The organism is Rhizobium sp. LC145 (genome assembly GCF_001005825.1).
In the GTDB taxonomy this organism is placed as follows: Bacteria; Pseudomonadota; Alphaproteobacteria; order Rhizobiales; family Rhizobiaceae; genus Neorhizobium.
The window spans coordinates 1-25306 of the sequence record NZ_LBHV01000010.1 but is presented as its reverse complement, the minus strand read 5'-3'; the positions used below and the strand labels follow the sequence as shown (position 1 = coordinate 25306).

The following is a 25306-nucleotide window of genomic DNA, read 5'->3' as shown; positions in this document are numbered from 1 at the left end:
GGACCGTTCCATCCGGTCGAAGGAACGCTCTATGCCGATCCGGGCGCGGCCTCAAGTTAAGCTTTCGCAAGGTGCCTGATCTCAGGCGGCCTCGCGGAAGCGGTAACCCACGCCATAGAGCGTCTCGATCATGTCGAAGTCGCCATCGACCATCTTGAATTTCTTGCGCAGCCGCTTGATGTGGCTGTCGATGGTGCGGTCGTCGACGTAGACCTGCTCATCATAGGCAGCATCCATCAGCGCGTCACGGCTTTTCACCACGCCGGGACGCTGGGCAAGCGAATGCAGGATGAGGAATTCGGTGACCGTAAGCGTTACCGGCTCGCCCTTCCAGGTGCATGTATGGCGCTCCTGGTCCATGAGGAGCTGGCCGCGCTCGAGCGTGCGCGACTGCTGCTGCTGGTCGGTCGCCGGCTTTGCGCCGGAGCCAACCAGGGCTTCGCGATTGCTGGCGCGCCTCAGGATCGCCTTCACCCGTTCGACCAGCAGGCGCTGGGAGAAAGGTTTGGTGATGAAGTCGTCGGCACCCATCTTCAGCCCGAACAGCTCGTCAATCTCCTCATCCTTGGAGGTGAGGAAGATCACCGGCACGTCGGACTTCTGGCGAAGTCGCCGCAGAAGCTCCATGCCGTCCATGCGCGGCATCTTGATGTCGAATATCGCCAATTGCGGTGGACGGGCGATCAGGCCATCGAGCGCGGAAGCGCCGTCCGTGTAAGTTTCGACCTTGTAACCTTCTGCCTCGAGCGCGATCGACACCGAGGTTAGAATGTTGCGGTCGTCGTCAACGAGCGCGATTGTCTGCATGCTCTCCGTCTCCGTCACCATTATTGCGCGTCTCCTGAATCACCCCCGCCGGTGGCAACCCGCCGATGCGCCTTGTGAGTATAAAGGTGGAACAAATTGTGGCAAAGATAAAGGGGCGGCTTACGGTCGCAGGCTTTTCAGGCTGTCCGACAAGTTTTCAGCAGCAAAACCAAAATATCGCTTAAACCGATTTAAATGGAAATAAAATTTTTTAAATCGATTAATTATTTGATATCATTGCATTATTTTGAATGGGCTCTTGCCCTTTCTTTAAACTCCCACTACTTTCCCCGTTATCCAACGGCAAAATAAAGGAAGGCGCGTATGGAGGAGTTAGGACTTCACAACCCGTCAAACGGTCTGGCGGCAATCGGTCTCGGCGACGCATCCCGCGTCAATTACAATTTTTCCGAGGTCGAGCTCTATGAAGAGGCTCTGCGCCGCGGCGAAGCCGAACTCACTATCGATGGAGCGTTGCGAGCCGTGACCGGCCAACACACCGGCCGCTCGCCGAAGGACAAGTTCGTCGTCCGCGATTCCAGCACGGAAAACCAGATCTGGTGGGACAACAACAAGCCCATCTCGCCGGAGCATTTCGAAGTGCTGCGCCGGGACATGCTGGCGCACGCGGCAGGCAAGACGCTGTTCGTCCAGGACCTGATCGGCGGCGCCGATGCCGAATATGCTCTGCCGACCCGCGTCGTCACGGAATATGCCTGGCACGCGCTTTTCATCCGCAATCTGCTGATCCGGCCGAAGCGGGAGACCTTGTCGGGTTTCCAGCAGAAGCTGACGATCATCAATCTGCCGAGCTTCCGGGCCGATCCCGCCCGTCACGGCTGCCGTTCGGAGACCGTGATCGCCTGCGACCTGGCGAATGGCCTCGTGCTGATCGGCGGCACCTCCTATGCCGGCGAGAACAAGAAATCCGTCTTCACGGTGCTGAACTACCGCCTGCCGGTCAAGGGCGTTATGCCCATGCATTGCTCGGCCAATGTCGGCCCGGCCGGCGATTCGGCCGTCTTCTTCGGCCTGTCCGGCACCGGCAAGACGACGCTTTCGGCCGATCCGGCCCGCACGCTGATCGGCGACGATGAGCACGGCTGGGGCGAAAACGGCATCTTCAACTTCGAAGGCGGCTGCTACGCCAAGGCCATCAAGCTTTCCGCCGAAGCCGAGCCGGAAATCTATGCGGCAACCCGGCGTTTCGGCACCGTGCTGGAAAACGTGGTGCTCGACGAGAACCGGGTTCCGGATTTCAACGATAATTCTCTGACGGAAAACACCCGCAGCGCCTATCCGCTGCATTTCATTCCGAATGCTTCGGAAACGGGCCTGGCGCCACATCCGAAAACGATCATCATGCTGACGGCGGATGCCTTCGGCGTGATGCCCCCGATCGCCAGGCTGACGCCGGAACAGGCCATGTATCACTTCCTCTCCGGTTACACCGCCAAGGTGGCGGGCACGGAAAAGGGCGTGACCGAGCCGGAAGCGACCTTCTCGACCTGCTTCGGCGCGCCCTTCATGCCGCGCCATCCGGCGGAATACGGCAACCTGCTGCGCGATCTCATCGATCGGCATGGCGTGGATTGCTGGCTGGTCAACACCGGCTGGACGGGCGGCGCCTACGGCACCGGCCACCGCATGCCGATCAAGGCGACCCGCACGCTTCTGACGGCGGCCCTCAACGGCAGCCTCAAGAACGCGGAATTCCGCACCGACCCGAATTTCGGCTTTGCCGTTCCGGTTTCTGTGGAAGGCGTGGATGTCTCCATTCTCGACCCGCGCTCGACCTGGTCCGATGGCCCGGCCTATGACGCGCAGGCGGCAAAGCTCGTCTCCATGTTCATCAAGAACTTCGAGAAATTCGAGGATCACGTGGACAGCAAGGTAAGGGACGCCGCCCCGGGGGTGCTCGCGGCCGCCCAATAAGCAAATAGCTTATAAGCGACTGGATTCACGTGGAACATTCGACCGCCGGTCTCCATGGAGGCCGGCGGTTTTCTTTTGCCGCCGTTTATGGAAAGGATGCGCCCGGAGATAGAACAATGGCCAGCAATCCTCTTGTCATCAATAGCCGCATTACCATCGCCGGATGGGAGCTCGCTGAGCAGTTCGTGCTTGCCGGCGGGCCGGGCGGCCAGAACGTCAACAAGGTCTCGACCGCCGTCCAGCTCTTCTTCGACATTAGCAGTTCGCCTTCGCTGCCGGATCGTGTGAAGCAGAACGCCATCAAGCTCGCCGGAAAACGGGTGTCGAAAGAGGGCGTTCTGATGATAGAGGCGAGCCGGTCCCGCAGTCAGGAACGCAATCGCGAGGAGGCGCGTGAGCGGCTGAAGGAGCTGATCCTCGAAGCGGCAAAGCCGCCTCCGCCGCCACGCAAGGCAACCAAGCCTACCAAGGGTTCGGTCGAAAGACGGCTCAAGGAAAAGTCGGGCCGTTCCGAGATCAAGAAAATGCGTGGCCGGCCTGTGAGGGACTGAAAGGAAGCGAGCCATGGCAAGCCTTGCGAACGGCATACGCCATCTGCCGGGATATCTCGATCGCGCCGCGCAGGAGCATCTGGTGGAACTCGTCCGAGGGGTGGTGGCCGAGGCCCCGCTTTACGTTCCGGAAATGCCCGGCACCGGCAAGCCCATGTCGGTCAGGATGACCAATTGCGGCTCGCTCGGCTGGGTGACAGACAAGGAGCGTGGATACCGGTACCAGTCCACGCATCCGGGCACCGGAAATCCCTGGCCGTCCATTCCGAGAGAACTGCTGGATTTGTGGGAAAAGCTGTCGGGCTATTCGAAGCCGCCGGAGGCCTGCCTCGTCAATTTCTATTCCGACGACGCGAAAATGGGGCTGCACCAGGACAAGGACGAAATCGACCTGGAGGCGCCGGTGGTTTCGGTTTCGCTCGGCAGTAGCTGCCTCTTCCGGGTCGGCGGCCTTTCCCGGAAAGATCCGACCGGCTCCTTCCGGCTTTCGAGCGGCGATGTCGTGGTTCTCGGCGGCGAAGGGCGGCTCGCCTTCCACGGCGTCGACCGCATCTATCCGGGTACCTCGACGCTGCTGAAGAACGGCGGACGCATCAATCTCACGCTGCGGCGCGTGAACCGCTGAAAATCGCTGGCTATCGGTTGGCTACAGCTTGCGCAGCGCCACCGTTTCGATCAGGTGGTTCTTGCCCTTGCGCAGGATGAGATCGGCGCGCGGCCTGGTCGGCAGGATGTTCTGGCGCAGGTTCTTCAGGTTGATGTTTTCCCAAAGGCCCTCGGCCACGGCGCGGGCGGCATCCTCGTCGATCGTCGCATAGCGGTTGAAATAGGAACTGGGATCGCGGAAGGCGGTCTCGCGAAGCTTCATGAAGCGGGCGACGTACCAGTTATGGATCAGCGCCTCGTCGGCATCGATATAGATCGAGAAATCGAAGAAATCGGAAACGATCGGCACGATCTTGCCGTCGGCGGGAAGCGCGCGTGCCTGCAGCACGTTGATGCCCTCGAAGATCAGGATATCCGGCCGGTCGACCAGGGTGAATTCGCTCGGCAGCACGTCATAGGTGAGGTGCGAATAGCGCGGCGCCTTCACGTTCGGCTCGCCGGCCTTGATGGCGGAGAGGAAGCGCAGGACGGAGCCGATGTCGTAGCTTTCCGGGAAACCCTTCCTGTCCATCAGGTTCTCGCGCTGGAGAACCGCGTTCGGATAGAGGAAACCATCGGTGGTGATGAGGTCGACCTTCGGGCTCGACGGCCAGCGGGCCAGCAGTTCCTTCAGGATACGCGCCGTGGTGGATTTGCCGACCGCGACCGATCCGGCGATACCGATGATGAAGGGCGTCTTGGCGACATCCGAGAGGCTCAAGAACCGGTTCCGCTGCCGGAAGAGCAGTTGCGATGCTTCCACATGCGAGGAAAGCAGGCGCGATAGCGAAAGGTAGATGCGGCGGACCTCGTCGAGATCGATCGGGTCGTCGAGCGAGCGGAGTCTGGCGACCTCGTCGGCCTTCAGTGTCAGCGGAGTGTCTGCCCTGAACTTCGCCCATTCTTCCGAAGTGAACTGATGATAGGGCGAATAGGTCGCAGACGGGGAGGGGTCCGGCATCTCGGCAGTTTTTGTGGCGGTCGTCATGATGTCTGCCGGTTTGCCTTTTCCTGAAGACCGGACTGTCCGGTCCTTTTTTCCAGCTCGTCGAGGACATCCTGCAACGGGATGCCGGCGATGCGCAAGACGACTAAAAGATGATAGAGGAGATCGGCGCTTTCGGCGGTCAGCTCCTCGCGCCCCTGGGCAACCGCGGCGATGACCGTCTCCACCGCCTCCTCGCCGAGCTTCTTGGCGGCCTTCGCCTGGCCTGCCGCCACCAGCTTCGCCGTCCAGGATTCCTGCGGCGAGGCCTTGGCGCGTTCGCCGACGATCCTTTCGAGATCCTTGAGGGAAAATCCGCTCATGACCGGGCCTTTCTCAATCGAGCCGCATCGGGATGCCGTTTTGGGCCATATAGTGCTTGGCCTCGCCGACGGAATAGGTGCCGAAGTGGAAGATCGAGGCGGCGAGCACCGCCGTGGCATGGCCTTGCTTCACGCCGGCCACCAGATCGTCCAGCGAGCCGACGCCGCCCGACGCGATTACCGGCGCCCGCACGCTGTCGGCGATCGCGCGCGTCAGCTCAAGATCGTAACCTATCTTCGTGCCGTCTCGATCCATGGAGGTCACGAGCAATTCGCCGGCGCCGCGTTCGACCATTCTCTCGGCGAATTCCAAGGCATCGATGCCGGTCGCGTTGCGGCCGCCATGCGTATAGATTTCCCATTCGCTGCGATTGTCACCGCCGACCGCTTGGGTCAGCCGGCGCTTCGCGTCGATCGAGACGACGATGCACTGGTTGCCGAACTTGTCGGCTGCTTCCGCGACGAAATCCGGGTTGTTGACGGCTGCCGAATTGATGGAAACCTTGTCGGCCCCGGCAAGCAGCAGCTTGCGGATATCGGCGATTGAACGCACGCCGCCGCCGACTGTCAGCGGCATGAAGCAGTGATCGGCCGTACGCGCCACGACATCGAAGATCGTCTCGCGATTGTCGGACGAGGCGGTGATGTCGAGGAAGCAGAGTTCGTCGGCGCCCGCGGCGTCATAGGCCTTGGCAGCCTCCACCGGATCGCCGGCATCGACGAGGTCGACGAAGTTGACGCCTTTGACGACACGGCCATCCTTGACGTCGAGGCAGGGGATTACGCGAGCCTTCAGGGTCATGCGGCACGTCCTTGTGAGGAGCGGATAAGGGAGAGCGCTTCGGCGGGGTCGATACGGCCGTCATAGAGCGCGCGGCCGGAAATAGCACCTTCGAGCTTGGCTGCGTCCGGCTCCAGCATGCGGCGGATATCGTCGAGGGAAGCAAGTCCGCCCGACGCGATCACCGGGATGGAGACGGCGTTCGCGAGTTCCAGCGTGGAAGCCCAGTTGATGCCGGCCAGAATGCCGTCCCGGTCGATATCGGTGTAGATGATCGCAGCGACGCCGGCCCCCTCGAACTTCTTCGCCAGCTCGACCACGCCGAGCTCCGAGGCCTCCGCCCAGCCTTCGACCGCGACCTTGCCGCCCTTGGCGTCGATGCCGACGGCGACCTGGCCGGGGAAACGATTGCATGCCTCGATGACCAGCGCCGGATCGCGCACCGCGACCGTGCCGAGGATGACGCGGGCAAGCCCGCGCGAAAGCCATGCCTCGATATGATCGAGCGTGCGGATGCCGCCGCCGAGCTGCACCGGGTTTTTGGTAGCCTTCAGGATGGCGTCGACGGCCGCCCCATTGACGCTCGTTCCCGCGAAGGCGCCGTTGAGATCCACAACGTGCAACCACTCGAAGCCTTGGTCCTCGAAGGTTTTCGCCTGGGCTGCTGGGTCCGGGTTATAGACGGTCGCCTGCTCCATGTCGCCGAGCTTCAGGCGAACGCATTGGCCGTCCTTGAGGTCGATAGCGGGGAAAAGGATCATGTTTCTTCCTTCTGCTGCGCGAGCCTCAAGGCTTCCAGCGCAGGAAATTGGTAATGAGGGCGAGGCCGAGCGCCTGGCTCTTTTCCGGATGGAACTGCGAGCCCGCGATGTTGTCTCGCGCCACGAAGGCGGTGACCGCACCGCCATAATCGGCTGTCGCGATCACGTCGTGCCGGTGTCTTGCCGCAAGGTGATAGGAATGCACGAAATAGGCGTGCAGGCCGTCCGGTCCGGTCGGAATGCCTTCGAAGAGCGGGTGCTCGTGGTGAATGTCCAGCGTGTTCCAGCCAATCTGGGGGATCTTCAGGTTCGGGTCGTTGGGCGTCATCTCCACGACATCGCCCTCAATCCAGCCGAAACCCTCCGTGGTCGTCTTCTCGAGGCCTCGGGAGGACATGAGCTGCATGCCGACGCAGATGCCCAGGAAGGGGCGGCCCTTATGCTCCACCACGTCGATGATCGCGTCCCGCATGCCGGAAACGGCATCGAGCCCTGCGCGGCAATCGGCATAGGCGCCGACGCCCGGCAGCACGATGCGGTCGGCGGTGGCGACGGCTTCCGCCTTGTCGGTAAGGTCGATCTTGGCCTCGATGCCGGCTTCCTCGGCGGCGCGTTCGAAAGCCTTGGTGGCCGAGCGCAGATTGCCCGATCCGTAATCGATGATCGCGACGCGCATCAGCGTCCTCCTTCGTGATCGAAGAGCCCGAGGGCCGGGCGCCAGCCGGTGGGCACCGCGGTGGGGGCTTGCACCGCCCATTCAGCCGAGGGCGGCAGCGACTTATCCTCCGCCCGCCTCAGCGTAGTGAAATAGATGTCTTCGGCGCCGGCCCGGCTGTCGGCCGAGATCACCGCGTCGAGGCTCCAGCCGCGGCGGATCAGGTGTTCCGAATAATAATGCCTTCCTTCCAATGCGACCAGCAGGTTGATTGCCAGACCTGCGAGCCAGCCGGCGGTCTCGAGTCCCGGAAGCTGCATCAGCCATCCCGTGCCCAGTTGAAGGACGACGACCGCAACGGCCGCAAGCCAGAGGCGCTTGGCGAGTAACCAGATCCACGGAAAGAGAAGCGCCAGCCAGGAGAACCGGTCGGGAAGCACGATGGTCGAGCGGTGGTCCCTCTCCGGGCCTCCAGGCGGGGTCAGAACGAGATAGCTTGTCAAGACGACCTCCTTCGGCCGGTCAGACCAGCGTTCCCTTCGTGGAGGGAACGCTGTTTGCCTGGCGCGGATCGATTTCTGTGGCGGTGCGGAGTGCGCGCGCCACGGCCTTGAAGCAGGTTTCCGCGATATGGTGGTTGTTGGCGCCGTAATGGTTCAGCACATGCAGGGTGATCCCGGCGTTCTGCGCGAAGGCCTGGAAGAATTCGCGCACCAGCTCCGTATCGAAAGTGCCGACCTTCGGCGCGCTGAAGGCGACGTTCCAGACGAGGAAAGGCCGGCCGGAAAGATCGACGGCCGCTTTCGTCATGGTTTCGTCCATGGCAAGATCGATCGAGGCATAGCGGGTGATGCCGCGCCGGTCGCCGAGGGCCTTGGCGACCGCCTGGCCGAGCGCGATGCCGGTATCCTCCACCGTGTGGTGATCATCGATGTGCAGGTCGCCCTTCACGTCGATCTCCATATCGATCAGCGAATGGCGGGAAAGCTGGTCCAGCATATGGTCGAAGAAGCCGACGCCCGTGGAAATCTTCGAGGTCCCGGTGCCGTCGAGATTGACGGAGACGGAGACGGAAGTTTCGTTGGTCTTGCGGGAAACGGCGCCCACGCGTCCGGTTGCGGTCTCGCCCATTGGTCACTCCATGCGATCGATCTGCGCTCCTTATCAGGCGAGATGACAAATATCCAGCAAAAGCACCCTTGGATTAGCCTCGCTTGCTGCAGCGCGGGGCCACGTCGCCATGGCCAAGATTGCAATCGCGCCGGCACCCCTTACATAGGGCTCAACGGGGCCGCTCCGTGCCCCCGGTCAATGCCCGACTTGGGCCAACAGGGTGCTTCATGACAACGATTATCACAGTCCGGAAGGCTGGAAAGGTCATCATTGCCGGCGATGGCCAGGTGAGCCTCGGCCAGACCGTTATGAAAGGCAATGCGCGCAAGGTGCGCCGCATCGGCAAGGGCGAGGTCATCGCCGGTTTCGCCGGCGCCACGGCCGACGCCTTCACGCTGCTCGACCGGCTCGAGAAGAAGCTCGAACAATATCCGGGCCAGTTGATGCGCGCTGCCGTCGAACTCGCCAAGGACTGGCGCACGGACAAATACCTGCGCAATCTCGAAGCGATGATGCTGGTGGCCGACAAGTCGATCACGCTGGCTGTGACCGGCAACGGCGACGTGCTGGAGCCCGAACACGGTGTGATGGCGATCGGCTCCGGCGGCAATTTCGCGCTCGCGGCCGCCCGTGCGCTGGTCGACAGCGACAAGTCGGCCGAGGAGATCGCCCGAACCGCGCTCGATATCGCCGCCGATATCTGCGTCTACACCAACCACAATCTCGTGGTGGAAACGCTGGATGCTGATTGATCCCGCCCGAATTGGCTTCCTGCCGGTGGATCCGGCTCACTACCCGCTGCTTCGTCAGTGGTTGAACGAGCCGCATGTGCTGGAATGGTGGGGCAATCCGGAAGAGGAGCTTGGCTTCATCAGAGACATGGTGGAAGGAAGGGACACGACGCGCCCATTCATCCTGACGCTCGATGCGGAGCCCGTCGGCTACATACAATACTGGTTTCTTGGCCATCACCAGAACGAGGAGTGGACGAAGGACCATCCGTGGCTGCTCGAACTGTCGTCCGAGGCCGTCGGCGTCGATCTTTCGATCGGCGAGCCCGGCAAGCTCTCCCTAGGGATTGGCTCCGCGGCCTTGACCGCCTTTCTCGGCATGCTGCGCAGCCTTGGCCACGAGACCATCATCATAGACCCCGATCCCGCCAATGTCCGGGCGGTCCGCGCTTATTCCAAGGCCGGCTTTCGGCCGGTTCCGGCGCTGGAAGGCCGAACCGGCAATGACGTGCTGATCATGCAATACGACCCGAAAGCGAACGAGATATCATGACCAACTTTCCCCCCCGAGAAATCGTGTCCGAACTGGACCGCCATATCATCGGCCAGCACGACGCCAAGCGCGCGGTCGCGATCGCGCTCAGGAACCGCTGGCGCCGTCAGCAGCTCGACGAGAGCCTGCGCGACGAGGTCATGCCGAAGAACATTCTGATGATCGGCCCGACCGGCGTCGGCAAGACGGAGATTTCCCGCCGTCTCGCCAAGCTCGCCGGCGCGCCCTTCATCAAGGTCGAGGCGACCAAGTTCACCGAGGTCGGCTATGTCGGCCGTGACGTGGAGCAGATCATCCGCGATCTCGTGGAAGTCGGCATCGGCCTTGTGCGTGAGAAGAAGCGCGCCGAAGTGCAGGCGAAGGCCCATATGAGCGCGGAAGAGCGGGTGCTGGACGCTCTGGTCGGTTCGACCGCCTCGCCCGCAACCCGCGAGACTTTCCGCAAGAAGCTCAGGAGCGGCGAGCTCGACGACAAGGAGATCGAAATCGAGGTGGCGGATACCGGCTCCGGCATGCCCGGCTTCGAGATCCCCGGAATGCCGGGCGCCAATATCGGCGTCCTCAATCTTTCCGAAATGTTCGGCAAGGCCATGGGCGGCCGCACCAAGAAGGTTCGCACCACGGTCGAAAAATCCTATGGCGAACTGGTCCGCGACGAATCCGACAAGCTGATCGACAGCGAGGTCATCCAACGCGAAGCGGTGCGTGCGGTCGAAAACGACGGCATCGTCTTCCTGGATGAGATCGACAAGATCGCTGCCCGTGACGGCGGACTCGGCGCGGGCGTGTCCCGCGAGGGCGTGCAGCGCGACCTCCTGCCGCTGGTGGAGGGCACGACGGTTTCGACCAAATACGGTCCGGTGAAGACGGATCACATCCTCTTCATCGCCTCGGGCGCCTTCCATGTGGCCAAGCCTTCCGATCTGCTGCCGGAGCTTCAGGGCCGCCTGCCGATCCGCGTCGAGCTGAAGGCGCTGACCAAGGAGGATTTCCGCCGCATTCTGACGGAGACTGAGGCAAGCCTCATCCGCCAGTACAAAGCGCTGATGGCGACGGAAACCTTTACGCTCGACTTCACCGAAGATGCCATCGATGCGCTCGCCGATGTGGCGGTGCACCTCAACGCCTCGGTCGAGAATATCGGCGCGCGGCGTCTTCAGACAGTGATGGAACGCGTTCTGGACGAGATCTCGTTCAACGCGCCGGACCGGCCCGGCAACGAGATCACCATCGATTCCGAATATGTGCGCAAGCATGTGGGCGATCTGGCGGCCGATACCGATCTTTCGAGATACATTCTCTAAGCGCGAAACGTGGCAGCCGGGCAACGTCCGGCTGCGACTTGGCTCCCGCTGACGGGATTTTGACCGTGGCAATCTCGACATCGCGCCTCTCTTTCACGTAAAGGGAGGCGCGTTTTCATGATTTGGCTGCATTTGGCTGCGCATCGGATTTGAGACAGGCCCATTCTTTCGTGCGTGTCCGCGAAATGCGGGCTTCCGAACAAAATCCTGGGACACGGATATTGAGACGTTTTCTGCTGGCATTGCTTCTTGTGGCCGCCTGGACGGTACCTTCGGGTGCCGGGGCGGGGGGGCTTCTGCTGGTGCCGGAAGGCAACCGCCATGCGGAACAGCCGAAGGTGCCGGGCGCCTCGGTGCGCCGGACGCGTGCCGGCCGGACCACCTTCGACGACAAATACGAGAAGATCCGTGATCTCCTTGCCAATGACAGGGCGTTGATCGCCAAGATCAAGTCGACGGCCGGTGATTACGGCATCGATCCGATCCATATCGTCGGTGCGATCGTCGGCGAGCATACCTATAACGTCGATGCCTATGACCGGCTGCAGTCCTACTACATCAAGGCCGCCGCCTATGCCGGCAACAGGTTCCGTTTCGGCTTCGGCAGCGAGACGATCAGCGAGTTTCTGACCCGGCCTGAATTCGAAAAATGCCAGCGGCTCTCCGATTCCTATCGGCTGTGGACCTGTCGGGAAAATGTCTGGGAAGAAAGTTTCCGCGGCCGCAAGGTCGGCGGCACGGCCTTCCCGAACAACCGGTTCAGCGCCGTCTTCTTCCAGCCTTTCTTCGCCGGCCAGACCTTCGGGCTCGGCCAGCTCAATCCGCTGACTGCGCTTATGCTGTCGGATACGGTGGCGAAGACCTCCGGCTATCCGAGGCTCGACGAGAGTGATGCGGCGGGAGTCTATGAGGCGATCATGGACCCGGACAAGTCGCTCGCCTATATCGCGGCCGGCATCCGGCGCTCGATCGACGACTACAAGACGATCGCCGGCGTCGATATCTCCCGCAATCCGGGCATCACGGCGACCCTCTACAATACCGGCGGCTCGGCGAACCGCGCCGCGGCGCTGGCAGCCCGAGGAGGCGGTGCCCTGCCGGAGGAGAATTACTACGGCTGGCTGGTCAACGACAGACTCGCCGAGTTGAAATCGCTCCTCTGAGAGCCGATACTCCTCACCGACAGGAATAATCAGGAGGGCTGTCCATGGAGATGCGCCCCGAACCTTTCGTTCCGCCGGCACCGGAACCCCGCACGGTTCCCCCATCGCGGCTCGAGATCATTCGCACGGTGCTTCGCAACCCCCTGGAGCTCTGGGGGAAGCCCTCCTACACGCTTCCCTGGATCGAGACGAAATTCTTCCGGGAACGAACGCTCATCGTCAACGATCCCGGCCTCATCCGTCATGTGCTGGTGGATAACGCGGCGAATTACGAGATGTCGGAAATCCGCCAGCTCATCCTTCGACCGATCCTGCGCGACGGCCTTCTGACCGCCGAGGGCGATATCTGGAAACGGTCGCGCAAAGCCATGGCGCCCGTCTTCACGCCGAAACATGCCAGGGGCTTTGCCGGGCAGATGCTGCGCAAATCCGAGGAATATGCGGAAAAATATGCAGGCGCCGGATCGGAGGGAAAGGTCTTCGACATTTCCAACGACATGACGGAGCTTACCTTCGCGATCCTCTCGGAAACCCTCTTTTCCGGGGAGATCGTCACGAAGAGCGAGAATTTTTCCGACGATGTCGACCGGCTTCTGCACCGCATGGGGCGCGTCGATCCGATGGATCTTCTGCGCGCCCCTTCCTGGGTCCCGCGCCTGACGCGGATCGGCGGCCAGCGCGTGCTCGACAAGTTCCGCGGCGTGGTCGCCGATACCATGGCGCTTCGCCGGAAGCGCATGCGGGAGAACCGGGCGGATACGCCGGAGGATTTCCTCACTCTGCTTCTCGACCTGGCAAGGCCGGATGGGCTCACGATGGACGAGATCGAGGACAATATCCTCACCTTCATCGGCGCCGGGCATGAGACGACGGCGCGCGCGCTCGCCTGGACGCTTTACTGCGTGGCGCATTCCCCACATGTCCGGCAAAACATGGAAGCCGAGATCGACCAGGTTCTCGCAAGCGGCGCGGACCCGGTCGAATGGCTGGACCTCATGCCCTGGGTGCGAGCGGCCTTCGAGGAGGCGATGCGCCTCTATCCGCCGGCGCCTTCGATCAACCGGGCTGCGATCGCCGACGATCGCTGGACCAGTCCCGCGGGTGAGACGGTGAGGATCGCTGCCGGGGTGACGGTTCTCGTCATGCCGTGGACCTTGCATCGGCATGAGCTTCATTGGGAAAAGCCGCGCGCCTTCATGCCGGAACGCTTCCTGCCTGAGAACCGGGGCAAGGTTGGCCGCTTCCAGTATCTGCCATTCGGCGCGGGGCCGCGCATCTGCATCGGGGCCACCTTCGCCATGCAGGAGGCGGTGATCGCGCTTGCGGTGCTCATGAAGCGCTATCGCTTCGATGCGACGCCCGGCACGAAAATCTGGCCGGTGCAGAAATTGACGACTCAGCCGCGCGACGGAATGCCGATGCGGGTCAGCCTGCGACACGGAACGTCGATCGCGCCGAATTGATCTTTGCCGGCCTTGGGGTATTGATCGCAGGAAATCTTCTCCTCTGTCCCAAGGGCGCCTTGCGTGAACTCTCCCTATCTCCTCGGCATTGATACCGGCGGCACCTATACGGATGCCGTGCTTTTCCGCGAAGGAGAAGGTGTCTGCGCCAAGGCCAAATCGCTGACTACCCGGCACGACCTGTCCGAAGGCATCGCCGGTGCGGCGGACGCCGTGCTGGGGAGGAGCGGCATAGCGGTTTCGGAGATCGGGCTCGTCTCGTTATCCACCACGCTTGCCACCAATGCGCTGGTGGAAGGACAGGGCGGCCGCGCGGCGCTGGTGATGATCGGCTTCGGCCCGCAGGACCTCGCCCGAGACGGGCTTGCCGGCGCGCTCGGCAATGACCCGGTCATCTTTCTACCCGGCGGCCACGACGTGCACGGCAACGAAACACCGCTCGATCTTGCCGCTTTGGAAAAAGCGCTGCCGGCGCTTGCGGGTTCGGTGTCCTCCTTCGCCGTCGCCGGCTATTTCGCCGTGCGGAATCCGGCTCACGAGGTCCGCGTGCGCGATCGCATCCGGGTGGCGACCCATCTGCCGGTTACATGCAGCCATGAGCTTTCCTCGAAGCTTGGTGGGCCGCGCCGTGCCCTGACGACGCTTCTGAACGCCCGATTGGTCTCGATCATCGATCGGCTGATCGGATCCTGCGAGGATTTCCTGGGAAGACGGGGTATCGCCGCGCCGATGATGGTGGTTCGCGGAGACGGTGCGCTGATCTCGTCCGCCGAGGCGCGGCTTCGCCCCATCGAGACCATTCTGTCGGGGCCGGCGGCAAGCCTTGTCGGCGCCCGTTATCTGACCGGGCTCGACCGGGCGGTCGTTTCCGATATCGGCGGCACGACCACGGATGTGGCGGTGCTCGAGGGCGGGCAGCCCCGGCTTGCGGAGGAGGGCGCGGTCGTGGGCGGCCACCGCACCATGGTGGAGGCGGTGGCGCTGCGGACCTATGGCCTCGGTGGTGATTCGGAAGTGCATATCGACGATCGCGGCCTCGAAGCCCGTTTCACGCTGGGTCCGCGCCGTATTCTGCCCCTGAGTCTTGCCGCCATGCGACATGGCGCGGGCGTTGTGGCGGCGCTTGAGAAGCAGCTTCGCGCCAGCCACGCTGGCCGGCATGACGGGCGGTTGGCGCTGCGCACAGGCTTGCCGGACGCCATGGCACAGGGCCTGCAGCCGCAGGAGCAGGCGCTCTATGCCCGTATCGGCGGCGAGTCGGTGCCGCTCAACGAGCTGTTGACCGCCGCCTCGCAGAAGGCGGTGCTGGATCGTCTTGTGGCGCGGGGCCTCGTTCATCTGGTTGGCATCACGCCTTCCGACGCCCTGCATGTGCTTGGCCGGCAGAACCAGTGGAAAGTGGATGCCGCTAGACTCGGTCTCGAACTTGCCGCCCGCCGCAGGGATGGCGCGGGAAAACCGATCGCGGGCTCGGCGGAAGAGCTGGCGCAAAAGATCGTGAGCCGGCTGACACGCCAGTCCTGCGAAGCCGTGCTCGCCGCCTGCCTGGCGGAGGACGGCGCGGAAGCGATCGATCCGGCTGTATCCATGGCGGTGGATAGGGCGCTAAGAAGAACGCCCGGCATCACCCGCTTCTCCATCTCGCTCGACCGGCCGCTGGTTGGCCTCGGCGCGTCCGCGTCCGTCTATTATCCTGCGGTTGCCGAGATGCTGGGAGCCGAGCCGGTGATCCCCGAACATGCGGATGTGGCCAATGCGCTCGGCGCCGTGGTGGGGCAGGTGCGGGCAAGCGTGACCGTGGTCGTCACCTCGCCGGAAGAGGGCTGCTTCGTGCTTTCCGGCGGCGGAGAAAGCCTGCGCATCGCGGGGGAGGCGGAGGCGCTGTCGGCGGCGCGCGATCGCGCTTCGGCGGCGGCCCTGGAGCGAGCCGGGATAGAGGGCGCGCAGGATGCGGTCGTCACGATCGCGGAAGAGATCGACGCGCCGCAGGTCGAGGGTTCGCGCCGGCTGGTGGAAGCGCGCGTGACCGCCATTGCCACCGGGCGGCCCCGCATGGCGGCCATCGGCTGAAGAGGGCTGTTGAAACGTTTTCCGGCCTTTGTCGCATTGACAGCCGGTCCGACGCGCGCAAAGTGGCGGCGTTTAATTTCAGGACTGAGTTGGGAGTTCAATAATGGGTCGTATTCAGAAGAGCGGACTGGCGATCGACGGAAAGCTTTATGATTTCCTGGTGCAGGAGGCGCTGCCCGGCACCGGCGTGGATGCCGAGCGTTTCTTTTCGGAGTTCGCCCGTATCGTTCATGACCTCGCTCCGAAGAACCGGGCGCTGCTGGCCAAGCGCGACGACCTGCAGGAAAAGCTCGACGGCTGGTACCGCAAGAACGGCGCCCCGGCCGACATGGCGGCTTACGAAGCCTTCTTGCAGGAGATAGGCTATCTCGTGCCCGAAGGGCCCGATTTCACCGTTTCGACCTCGAATGTCGATCCGGAGATCGCCGAGATTGCCGGACCCCAGCTCGTCGTGCCGGTGATGAATGCCCGTTACGCGCTGAATGCCGCCAATGCCCGCTGGGGTTCGCTTTATGATGCGCTCTACGGCACGGACGCCGTTCCGGAGACGGACGGCGCTGAAAAAGGCAAGGCCTACAATCCTGTCCGGGGCGCCAGGGTCATCGCCTGGGCGCGAGATTTCCTGGATCAGTCCGTGCCGCTTGCCGGCGCGAGTTGGACGGACGTCGTCTCCCTTACCGTCTCATCGGGTAAGCTGACCGCGGCCCTGCAGGGCGGACGGACAGTCGGTCTCGCCGATCCGGCCCAGTTCGCCGGCTATCTCGGCGAGCCCTCCGAGCCGAGCCAGATACTCCTGAAGAAGAATGGCCTGCATGTCGAAATCCTGATTGATCGGACGACCGAAATCGGCAAGGGCGATCCGGCAGGCATTTCCGATGTCTGGCTGGAATCGGCCATCACCACCATCATGGACTGTGAGGACTCCGTCGCGGCCGTCGATGCGGAGGACAAGGTTCTGGTCTATCGCAACTGGCTCGGCCTCATGAAGGGCGATCTTCAGGAGGAGGTGACCAAGGGCGGCAAGAGCTTCATCCGCAAGCTCAATCCGGACCTCGAGTACAAGGCCCCGGATGGCTCCGCCTTCGAGGTGAAATGCCGCTCCCTGATGCTGGTGCGCAATGTCGGCCACCTGATGACAAATCCAGCGATCCTCGACCAGGACGGCGCGGAAGTACCTGAAGGCATCATGGACGCCATGGTGACGGCGCTGATTGCACTTTACGATATCGGCCCGAACGGCCGCCGTAAGAACTCCCGCTCAGGCTCCATGTATGTGGTGAAACCTAAGATGCATGGGCCGGAGGAGGTCGCCTTCGCCTGCGAAATCTTCACGCGCGTCGAGGAGGCGCTGGGGCTTCCTACAAATACCATCAAGATGGGCATCATGGACGAGGAGCGCCGCACGACGGTCAACCTCAAGGAATGCATCCGTCAGGCGCGGGAGCGGGTGGTCTTCATCAATACCGGCTTCCTCGACCGCACGGGCGACGAGATCCACACCTCGATGGAAGCGGGTCCGATGATCCGCAAGGGCGACATGAAGCAGGCCGCCTGGATCGCGGCTTATGAAAACTGGAACGTCGATATCGGGCTTGAATGCGGCCTTTCCGGCCATGCGCAGATCGGCAAGGGCATGTGGGCCATGCCGGATCTGATGGCGGCGATGCTGGAGCAGAAGATCGCCCATCCGAAGGCCGGCGCCAATACCGCCTGGGTGCCGTCTCCCACGGCAGCGACGCTGCACGCCACGCATTATCACAAGGTGGATGTCGCGGCCGTTCAGGCGAGCCTCAAGAGCCGTGCCCGCGCAAAGCTTTCGGACATTCTCTCCGTGCCCGTCGCGCCGCGGCCCAACTGGACCGCGGAGGAAATCCAGCGCGAGCTCGACAACAATGCCCAAGGCATTCTCGGCTATGTGGTGCGCTGGATCGATCAGGGCGTCGGCTGCTCCAAGGTGCCGGATATCAACGATATCGGGCTGATGGAGGATCGCGCAACGCTTCGCATCTCCGCCCAGCACATGGCCAACTGGCTGCACCACAAGCTGGTGAGCGAGGAGCAGGTCGTCGAGACCATGAAGCGAATGGCGGCGGTCGTGGACGACCAGAATGCCGGCGATCCGCTCTACACGCCGATGGCCAAGGATTTCGAGGGCTCCATCGCATTCCAGGCGGCGTGCGACCTGGTGCTGAAAGGCCGCGAGCAGCCGAGCGGCTATACCGAGCCGGTCCTGCATCGCCGCCGCCTGGAGCTCAAGGCCAAGCTTGCGAGCTGAGTTCAGTTTAGTTTCGGAAACAGAAAAGGCCGCCGGAGCGATCCAGGCGGCCTTTCGTTTGTTCTGAAGCCGGAGCTTACTGGATGACGACGACCTTTGTGCCGCGGCCGGGGCGAACGCGGTTGTAGAGATCGATCACATCCTGGTTCATCAGGCGGATGCAGCCGGAGGAAGCAGCCGTGCCGATGGAAGCCCATTCCGGCGTGCCATGCAGGCGGAACAGCGTATCCTGGCCCTTCTCGTTGAAGAGATACATGGCGCGCGCGCCGAGCGGATTGTTGAGGCCGGGACCCATCCCTTCCTCGACATAGCGGGTGAGTTCCGGGCGGCGCACAGCCATCTCCTTCGGAGGATGCCAGGTCGGCCAAGCCTGCTTCCAGGCGACATAGGCCTCGCCCGACCAGGAGAAGCCCTGCTTGCCGACGCCGATGCCGTAGCGCACCGCCTTGCCGTTCGGCAGGATGTAGTAGAGGAAGCGTTCGCGCGTGTTGACGATGACCGTGCCCGGCTTTTCCTTGCTGGAATAGTCTACGACCTGACGATGATATTTCTTGTCGACCCGATTGATCGGAACGGCCGGCAGCGCATAGCCGGCATCGGTCATCGGGCCGTAATCGGTGGAGATCTTGGCGGTCTCGATGCGGACCGGAGCCTCCGCCTTTACCGCTGAGGTCTTGGTTTCGGACGTGGTGGAGCAGCCGGCCAGGGCGAGAGCCGCCAGGCCGAATGCGATCATGCTGGAGCGGATGCGCATGGAAATCTCTTGGGAATGACGAATCGATTTAAAGAGATGGAGACCATCTTTGAAGACGGGTTATTTTCGATTAGATTTAGCTTGGCAAGGCGCTGCGTAGTGTCGAAGGCCATTCGCCGCAGAAATGAAAACAACATGGCCTTTTTGCAACATTTTGTTGACTTGGTCCCCTGAAAATCCATGGTGATTCTTAATATAGCCGGCAATAACCCGCTGATCGATGGACGCCAGTCGGCGCGCGCCATGATGGTGCGTCGTGGCGTGCAGATCCTGCTGCACGATATGCGCCACGCCATTCTGCCCGAATTCGTGCTGTCGAGCGGGCGGCGCGCCGATCTGGTGACGGTTTCCGAAAAGGGCGAGATCTGGATCATCGAGATCAAGACCTCGATCGAGGATTTCCGCGTCGATCGCAAGTGGCCGGAATACCGCGCCTATTGCGATCGGCTTTTCTTCGCGACGCATAAGGATGTGCCGCTCGACATTTTTCCGGAGGATTGCGGCCTCTTCCTTTCGGACGGCTATGGTGGACACCTGCTGCGCGATGCGCCCGAGCACAAGCTGCCGCCGGCCACCCGCAAGTCCGTCATGCTGAATTTTTCCCGTGCCGCCGCCCAGCGGCTTATGCTGGCCGAATGGGCAAGCGGCAAGAGCTTCGACGAGATGTAGCGCCGGCTATTATTTCGGAGCGCGCTTGGCGAGAATCCGCTGCAGCGTGCGCCGGTGCATGTTGAGCCGGCGGGCGGTCTCCGAAACATTGCGCTCGCACATCTCGTAGACCCGCTGAATATGCTCCCAGCGCACCCGATCCGCCGACATGGGGTTCTCCGGCACATCGGCCTTTTCCCCGGGACGCTGCGTCAGCGCGTTGAAGACGTCGTCGGCGTCGGCGGGCTTGGCGAGATAGTCGAGCGCTCCGAGCTTTACGGCGGTCACGGCTGTCGCGATATTGCCGTAGCCCGTCAGCACGATCACCTTGGTGTCCTCGCGCGCCTGGCGGATCGCCTCGATCACGTCGAGGCCGTTGCCATCGCCAAGCCTCAGGTCGACGACCGCATATTTGGGCGGACGCGCCTTCGATTTGGCGACGCCTTCGGCAACCGATTCCGCCGTATCGACCGAGAAGCCGCGGCTCTCCATCGCGCGCGCCAATCGGCGGAGAAATGGGCCGTCGTCATCCACGATGAGCAGCGACGCGTCGGGACCGAGGTCCATATCCTGCGTTGCGGCTTTTTCCAATTGAGTTTCCATTCTTCTTCTCCGCGGGCTTCGGTCCCGTCATTCCATGGGATTATCGTTCTTTCCGGCCGATTGGCCAAGTCATTTGGGCCGGGGCTCTTCCATCACGGAGCGAGGCCATTCTATGTGGATGCGCGCTCCCGGTCCGGAGGCGCCGCGATTCTCAAACCGAAGCGTCGCGCCCGAACGTTCGAGGAGCGTCTTTGCGATGAAAAGTCCAAGCCCGAGACCGCCGGCGCGTTCGACCTCCTTCGATCTCTTCGTCATATAGGGCTCGCCGATGCGCGAGAGAATATCCGGCGAATAACCCTGCCCGTCATCCTCGATGGTGATCGCGACGCGCTGGGCATCGTGCTCCACCGTGACGATGACCCTGCTTCGGGCATAGTCGACGGCGTTTTCGATGAGATTGCCGAGGCCGTATAGGATGCCGGCATTGCGGCTGCCGACGGGTTCGGTCGCGCGATCGTTCCGTTCCACAACGTCTATCCGGATGCCGAACTGCCGGTGCGGCGCGAGCACCTCCTCGATCATGGAGGAGAGCGGCAGCCGGCGCATATGTTCCTCGCTGTCTGCCGAAAGCGAGGTGAGCCGGCGCAGGATGTCCCGGCACCGTTCGCTCTGGCTGCGAAGAAGCTGCACGTCCTCCCGGAAACGTTCGTCGTCGATAAGCTCCCGTTCCATTTCCTTGGCGACGACGCTGATGGTGGCAAGCGGCGTGCCGAGCTCATGGGCGGCCGCGGCGGCAAGGCCGTCGAGCTGCGAAAGATGCTTTTCCCGCTCGAGCACGAGTTCGGTGGCGGCAAGCGCATCGGAAAGCAGGGTCGCCTCGTGCGAGACGCGATAGGCATAGAACGCGGCAAACAGCATCATCGATGCGATCGAGCACCACACGGCCACCTGCAGGACGGGCTGGATGCGCAGGCTCTCGCCTTCGTACCAGGGAAGGTCGTGGGGCGAGAGGGCGAGCACCGTGGTGCAGACCAGCGCAAAGACGATCAGCGCAACGGAATGACGGAGCGGCTGCGAGGCGAACGAGATGATGACGGGCACGCAGATCAGCGGCGCGAAGGGATTGGCAAGCCCGCCGGTAATATAAAGGAGAGCCGCCATCTGGAGGAGATCGAACCCGAGCAGCGCCAGAGCCGATTTCGGCCCGAGACGGTGCGTCGGGGGGAACCAGGCCGAAAGCGCGAGATTGGCGAAGGCCAGTGCCGCGATCAGGACCGCCGCTTCCACCAGCGGAAACGCAAACTGCAACACGAAAGCGACGATCATGACCGTCAGCGTTTGGCCGGCCACGGCCAGCCAGCGCAGGCGCACGAGGGTCTGCAGCCGGATGCGCCGGCTGGATGGCCCGAATTGCGCATATTTCACCGCGGGATTTTTCGAGCCGCCGTTTGCCGTCTCCGATCCGACCATATTAATCTCCGCGGTGCTTTGACAAACCTCAATAGACCGGCTCGCCTTCAGGTCGCAGGCGGCATTCTGTCACGTCCCGCGCGGCTTGGCACGGGTGGTGGCGGCGGCCTCCGCCGGGTCCTCCGGCCAGGGATGCCTCGGATAGCGGCCGCGCATCTCCGCCCGCACGTCCTTCCAGGAGCCGGCCCAGAAGCCGGGGAGATCGCGGGTGGTCTGGATCGGCCGGTGCGCGGGCGAGGTGAGTTCGAGCAGCATCGGCAATCTGCCCCCGGCGATCGCCGGGTGGGTCTTGAGCCCGAAGAGTTCCTGCACGCGGATCGCAAGAACGGGCTCCTCCCCATCGTAACGGATGGGATGGCGCTGGCCGGTGGGCGCCTCGAAATGCGTCGGCGCCAGCCTGTTGAGCTCCCTGGCGGCATCGTGCGGAATGAGTGAGCGAAGACCTTCCGAAAGGCCGCCGGGGTCGATCGAATCGAGGCCGGAGGCATTCCCCTGGAAGGGCACGAACCATTCGTCGAGCCGGGCAAGCAGCGCTTCATCGCTCACATCCGGCCAGGGTTCTCCGATCGTGCGGTGAAGGAAACCGATGCGGTCGCGAAGCTGCAGTCCCTCCTTGGAAAAGGGGAGCACGGAAAGGCCGAGTTCGCTCACGCCTTCGGCAAGCGCCTTGGCCGCCTGCTCGCCGCTTGGGCGGGGCAGCGGTTTTTCATCGAAGACGATCGCGCCGAGGCGGACTACCTTGCGTGCCCGCGCCTGGCGGCTCACGCGATCGAAGAAGCATTCGTCCTTGCGGGTGATGGCGTCGGAAAGCTGCGCTTCGACATCCGCGCGGCTCACTTCCGCCGCCGCCAGGATACGCGCCTGCGCGGCGCGGCCGGTGAGATCGGCGATGACCAGCATCGAAGCCGCCGCCAGCCGCTCCGTCTCCGGCAGTTCCGCGCCCCGGCCGTTTGCCATCACGAAGCGCCCGCGTCCGCCGCGCTGCAGGGCGACCCGATCGGGATAGGCATGCAGCAGCAGCCGGCCGGCCGGCGGGATGTCGCTTCCCTGCTTCGTCTTCGGCAGGTTGGAGGCGATCCGCTCCGCAAGCTTCCGGGCCGATTCTGCCCGCTCGCCTCGCTCATTGCGGAAACGGCGCAAACGTTCGTCAAGATCGACGTCGCTGCCGCCCAGCCCCTGCTCGGTCAAAAGCACGGCAAGCAGGCAGGCCTGTCTGCCGAAGCCTTCCTCGGCAGCTGAAATCGTCATGGCGGAAAGACGAGGCGGTAGTGCAAGCTCCCGCATCAGCCGCCCTTTTTCGGTCAATCTGCCCTGCGCATCGAGCGCGCCGAGCTGCGCGAGCAGCGCCTTTGCCTCGTTGAACGCCGGGCCGGGCGGCGGATCGAGAAAGGAAAGGGTACTCGGGTCCTGCACGCCCCAATGGGCGAGATCCAGTGCAAGCCCGGAAAGATCGCTGGCGAGTATCTGCGGCGGCGTGAACGAGGAAAGCGCTGCCGTCTGTCCCGGATGCCAGAGCCGCACGGCAATCCCCGGTTCGGTTCGCCCAGCGCGGCCAGCACGCTGATCGGCAGAGGCGCGCGACACGCGAACCGTCTCAAGCCGCGTGATACCTGTCGAAGGCTCGAATACGGGCAGGCGCTGCAACCCGCTGTCGATGACGATCCGGACGCCGTCTATGGTGATCGAGGTCTCGGCGATCGAGGTTGCCAGCACGATCTTGCGCTGACCTGCGGGCGCCGGCCGGATCGCGAGGTCCTGCTCCTTCTGGGAAAGATTGCCGTAGAGCGGCACGATCAGTGTATCCGGCCCGAAACGCCCCTCAAGCCGCTCGGTCGTGCGCCCGATCTCCGCCTGGCCGGGAAGAAAGGCAAGGATCGAGCCCGTCTCTTCCGCATGGGCCTCGACGATGGCGCGGGCCATTGCATCCTCGATGCGAAGGTTCGACGCCCGGTCCTTGTGGAGGATATCGATCGGGAAGCTGCGGCCTTCGCTCTTGATCACCGGAGGCTCTCCGAGCAGGCTTGCCACGCGCTCCACGTCGAGCGTCGCCGACATAACCAGGATACGCAGATCTTCCCTAAGGCCCGATTGCACGTCGAGCGCCAGCGCGAGGCCGAAATCCGCGTCCAGCGAACGTTCGTGGAATTCGTCGAAGATGACCGCGGAGACGCCCGCAAGCTCGGGGTCGTCGAGGATCATCCGGGCGAACACGCCTTCGGTCACCACCTCGATGCGGGTCTTTGCCGAAATGCGGTTGTCGAGCCGCATCCGGTAACCGACCCGTTCGCCGACCGTTTCGCCGAGGAGCGAGGCCATGCGCGAAGCCGCCGCCCGTGCCGCAAGCCGGCGCGGCTCCAGAAGGATGATCTTATCTGTGCACCAGGGCTCGTCGAGAAGAACGAGCGGCACCAGCGTGGTCTTGCCCGCACCGGGCGGTGCTGAAAGCACGGCGCGCGTGCCGGACTTGAGTGCGGTGGTGATCTCGCCCAGAACTTCGCCGACCGGCAGCTTCGGCAGGCGCTTCAAGATCGCACCCTCGGCAGTTTCCCGGGACATCAGCCTCCGGCCTTTGCGCTTGCTTTCCGGTAGGCGAGGATCGCGCCGGCGAGGTCTTCCAGCGCGGCGCCGACGGATTTGAAGAGGGTGATCTCCTCTGCGGTTGCCCGGCCGACCTTGGTGCCGCTGGCGAGTTCCGCAAGCTCGGCGCGAATGTCCTCGGCCGTCAGCACGCCGCTTGAGAGCGGTTGATGGATGTCGCCGCCTTCCTTCATCGCCCCTGCCCGGGTATCGACATAGACCTGCGCGCGGCGGATCGCCTCGTCATCGCTCTCGCGCATGCTTGGCTTGAAGGCGCCGACCAGATCGAGATGCGCCCCAGGCTTCAGCCATTCACCTCGAATCAGCGGATCGTTTGAAAGCGTCGCGCAGGAAATGATGTCAGCCGAACGGGCTGCGGTTTCGAGATCGTCCGCGGCGGATGCATCGAGACCCAGCTTGCGGGCCGCGGCGGCGATCTCCTCAGCCTTTTGCCGGTTGCGTGCCCATATCGCAAAGCGCTTCAAGGGCCGGGTCACGGCATGCGCTTCCATCAGGTTGAGCGACAGCCGCCCGGCGCCAACCATCAGCATCTCTTCCGCGTCGGCGCAGGCCAGATATTTCGCGGCGAGCGCCGAGGTGGCTGCCGTGCGCCGTGCCGTGAGCTCGCCCCCCTCCACGATCGCAAGCATTTCGCCGGTCGTTCCCGAGGAAAGAAGATAGCTGCCGATGATGGTCGGCAGAGCCCGCAGGTGATTGTCGGGGAAGAGGTTGAGTATCTTGACGCCGATATGGCCGCCCGGCACCCAGGCCGGCATCAGGAGCATGGTCGCGGGCGCTTCTCCGGGCACGTCCATCTCGTGATGATGGCGCACCGGCATCACGCAATCGCTGCGGAACATCGCCTCCACCGCATCGATCAATTCGGCCCATGGAAGCGCCGCCCGTGTTTCCTCTTCATTCAGTACCAGCATGTTTCGACTCCAGCCTTGGGAAATGCCTTCAACCCTAGCAACGGCGGATAGCGCCGAGAAAGCGGTTTTTGCTGATGCCGCGCTGCCTTTCCGTTAACTTTTGCCCGATTTTGGCGTGCAAAACGCCGTTTCGGGCTGGTCGGAGAAGAAAGATGACATTTTTTTAAAAAGGTCGTTGACACCATCGGATGGCTCCGCTTATAACGCCGCTCACTGAACGAGGGCGGCGGCGCTGCTGGCGACGAAGTCCTTTGTTCTAGAGAAATC

Annotated in this window: 25 protein-coding genes; 11 read left to right on the top strand and 14 right to left on the bottom strand. The window is 63.1% G+C overall.

Going from position 1 to position 25306, the window contains the following annotated elements:
* Window positions 1-81: 81 nt before the first annotated feature.
* Window positions 82-807, bottom strand: coding sequence for a response regulator transcription factor (locus YH62_RS23190; RefSeq protein WP_137326856.1), 726 nt, complete (start codon window positions 805-807; stop codon window positions 82-84).
* Between the two features lie 324 nt (window positions 808-1131).
* On the opposite strand from YH62_RS23190, the gene YH62_RS23185 reads away from it, so the two are divergent.
* From YH62_RS23185 to YH62_RS23175, 3 genes are all read left to right on the top strand, one after another.
* The gene (locus YH62_RS23185; RefSeq protein ID WP_046796678.1) at window positions 1132-2742 is read left to right on the top strand and encodes a phosphoenolpyruvate carboxykinase; all 1611 of its coding nucleotides are present in this window, start codon (window positions 1132-1134) and stop codon (window positions 2740-2742) included.
* Window positions 2743-2858: 116 nt separating this feature from the next.
* Window positions 2859-3293, top strand: a complete 435-nt coding sequence (arfB, locus tag YH62_RS23180; RefSeq protein WP_046796677.1) for an alternative ribosome rescue aminoacyl-tRNA hydrolase ArfB — start codon at window positions 2859-2861, stop codon at window positions 3291-3293.
* Between the two features lie 13 nt (window positions 3294-3306).
* A complete protein-coding gene (locus YH62_RS23175) occupies window positions 3307-3918 on the top strand; it encodes an alpha-ketoglutarate-dependent dioxygenase AlkB (RefSeq protein ID WP_046796676.1) in 612 nt (203 codons plus the stop codon).
* A 21-nt stretch (window positions 3919-3939) separates the two neighbouring features.
* Here YH62_RS23175 and coaA read toward each other — a convergent pair whose 3' ends face one another.
* From coaA to hisB, 7 genes are read right to left on the bottom strand one after another with little or no spacing between them, the layout of a single operon-like run.
* Window positions 3940-4926, bottom strand: coding sequence for a type I pantothenate kinase (gene coaA, locus YH62_RS23170; protein ID WP_046796675.1), 987 nt, complete (start codon window positions 4924-4926; stop codon window positions 3940-3942).
* Entirely contained in the window at window positions 4923-5246 is a 324-nt protein-coding gene (locus tag YH62_RS23165) for a phosphoribosyl-ATP diphosphatase (protein WP_046796674.1), read from the bottom strand. Before YH62_RS23165 ends, coaA begins: the two co-directional genes overlap by 4 nt.
* A gap of 13 nt (window positions 5247-5259) precedes the next feature.
* Window positions 5260-6048, bottom strand: a complete 789-nt coding sequence (gene hisF, locus YH62_RS23160; protein WP_046796673.1) for an imidazole glycerol phosphate synthase subunit HisF — start codon at window positions 6046-6048, stop codon at window positions 5260-5262.
* A complete protein-coding gene (gene hisA, locus YH62_RS23155; RefSeq protein ID WP_046796672.1) occupies window positions 6045-6788 on the bottom strand; it encodes a 1-(5-phosphoribosyl)-5-[(5-phosphoribosylamino)methylideneamino]imidazole-4-carboxamide isomerase in 744 nt (247 codons plus the stop codon). The genes hisF and hisA overlap by 4 nt, the downstream gene beginning before the upstream one ends.
* Before the next feature lie 25 nt (window positions 6789-6813).
* The gene (gene hisH, locus YH62_RS23150; RefSeq protein WP_046796671.1) at window positions 6814-7464 is read right to left on the bottom strand and encodes an imidazole glycerol phosphate synthase subunit HisH; all 651 of its coding nucleotides are present in this window, start codon (window positions 7462-7464) and stop codon (window positions 6814-6816) included.
* The gene (locus tag YH62_RS23145) at window positions 7464-7946 is read right to left on the bottom strand and encodes a DUF2628 domain-containing protein (protein WP_046796670.1); all 483 of its coding nucleotides are present in this window, start codon (window positions 7944-7946) and stop codon (window positions 7464-7466) included. Before YH62_RS23145 ends, hisH begins: the two co-directional genes overlap by 1 nt.
* 19 nt (window positions 7947-7965) lie before the next feature.
* A complete protein-coding gene (gene hisB, locus YH62_RS23140; protein WP_046796669.1) occupies window positions 7966-8574 on the bottom strand; it encodes an imidazoleglycerol-phosphate dehydratase HisB in 609 nt (202 codons plus the stop codon).
* 209 nt (window positions 8575-8783) lie between these two features.
* Between hisB and hslV the strand changes: the two genes are divergently transcribed.
* From hslV to YH62_RS23105, 7 genes are all read left to right on the top strand, one after another.
* Complete coding sequence (hslV, locus tag YH62_RS23135) at window positions 8784-9308, top strand: ATP-dependent protease subunit HslV (protein ID WP_046796668.1); 525 nt, start codon at window positions 8784-8786, stop codon at window positions 9306-9308.
* Window positions 9298-9840 carry a GNAT family N-acetyltransferase gene (locus tag YH62_RS23130; protein WP_046796667.1) on the top strand — a complete coding sequence of 181 codons (543 nt, stop codon included), beginning with the start codon at window positions 9298-9300 and terminating at the stop codon, window positions 9838-9840. The genes hslV and YH62_RS23130 overlap by 11 nt, the downstream gene beginning before the upstream one ends.
* Complete coding sequence (gene hslU, locus YH62_RS23125; RefSeq protein WP_046796666.1) at window positions 9837-11144, top strand: ATP-dependent protease ATPase subunit HslU; 1308 nt, start codon at window positions 9837-9839, stop codon at window positions 11142-11144. Before YH62_RS23130 ends, hslU begins: the two co-directional genes overlap by 4 nt.
* A 242-nt stretch (window positions 11145-11386) precedes the next feature.
* Window positions 11387-12307 carry a DUF1402 family protein gene (locus tag YH62_RS23120; protein ID WP_245282169.1) on the top strand — a complete coding sequence of 307 codons (921 nt, stop codon included), beginning with the start codon at window positions 11387-11389 and terminating at the stop codon, window positions 12305-12307.
* 44 nt (window positions 12308-12351) lie between these two features.
* Entirely contained in the window at window positions 12352-13770 is a 1419-nt protein-coding gene (locus tag YH62_RS23115) for a cytochrome P450 (RefSeq protein WP_046796664.1), read from the top strand.
* A gap of 63 nt (window positions 13771-13833) precedes the next feature.
* Window positions 13834-15840: a hydantoinase/oxoprolinase family protein gene (locus YH62_RS23110; protein ID WP_046796663.1), complete on the top strand. Its 2007-nt coding sequence runs from the start codon at window positions 13834-13836 to the stop codon at window positions 15838-15840.
* Between the two features lie 103 nt (window positions 15841-15943).
* Window positions 15944-18115, top strand: a complete 2172-nt coding sequence (locus YH62_RS23105) for a malate synthase G (protein ID WP_046796662.1) — start codon at window positions 15944-15946, stop codon at window positions 18113-18115.
* A gap of 76 nt (window positions 18116-18191) precedes the next feature.
* Here YH62_RS23105 and YH62_RS23100 read toward each other — a convergent pair whose 3' ends face one another.
* Window positions 18192-18869 carry a L,D-transpeptidase gene (locus YH62_RS23100; RefSeq protein ID WP_046796661.1) on the bottom strand — a complete coding sequence of 226 codons (678 nt, stop codon included), beginning with the start codon at window positions 18867-18869 and terminating at the stop codon, window positions 18192-18194.
* 180 nt (window positions 18870-19049) lie between these two features.
* On the opposite strand from YH62_RS23100, the gene YH62_RS23095 reads away from it, so the two are divergent.
* The gene (locus tag YH62_RS23095) at window positions 19050-19538 is read left to right on the top strand and encodes an MmcB family DNA repair protein (protein WP_046796660.1); all 489 of its coding nucleotides are present in this window, start codon (window positions 19050-19052) and stop codon (window positions 19536-19538) included.
* A 9-nt stretch (window positions 19539-19547) separates the two neighbouring features.
* On the opposite strand, the gene YH62_RS23090 is transcribed toward YH62_RS23095, so the two are convergent.
* The 5 genes from YH62_RS23090 to YH62_RS30665 form a co-directional block, all read right to left on the bottom strand.
* Window positions 19548-20120 carry an ActR/PrrA/RegA family redox response regulator transcription factor gene (locus YH62_RS23090; protein WP_046796659.1) on the bottom strand — a complete coding sequence of 191 codons (573 nt, stop codon included), beginning with the start codon at window positions 20118-20120 and terminating at the stop codon, window positions 19548-19550.
* A 69-nt stretch (window positions 20121-20189) separates the two neighbouring features.
* Window positions 20190-21530, bottom strand: a complete 1341-nt coding sequence (locus tag YH62_RS23085; RefSeq protein ID WP_046796658.1) for an ActS/PrrB/RegB family redox-sensitive histidine kinase — start codon at window positions 21528-21530, stop codon at window positions 20190-20192.
* 69 nt (window positions 21531-21599) lie between these two features.
* On the bottom strand, window positions 21600-24086 hold the full coding sequence (hrpB, locus tag YH62_RS23080; protein ID WP_046796657.1) for an ATP-dependent helicase HrpB: 2487 nt from the start codon (window positions 24084-24086) through the stop codon (window positions 21600-21602).
* Window positions 24086-25039 carry an ornithine cyclodeaminase family protein gene (locus YH62_RS23075; protein ID WP_046796656.1) on the bottom strand — a complete coding sequence of 318 codons (954 nt, stop codon included), beginning with the start codon at window positions 25037-25039 and terminating at the stop codon, window positions 24086-24088. Before YH62_RS23075 ends, hrpB begins: the two co-directional genes overlap by 1 nt.
* On the bottom strand, window positions 25027-25306 hold a 280-nt coding region (locus tag YH62_RS30665; RefSeq protein WP_210166219.1), incomplete at its 5' end, for a hypothetical protein. The genes YH62_RS23075 and YH62_RS30665, both read right to left, overlap by 13 nt.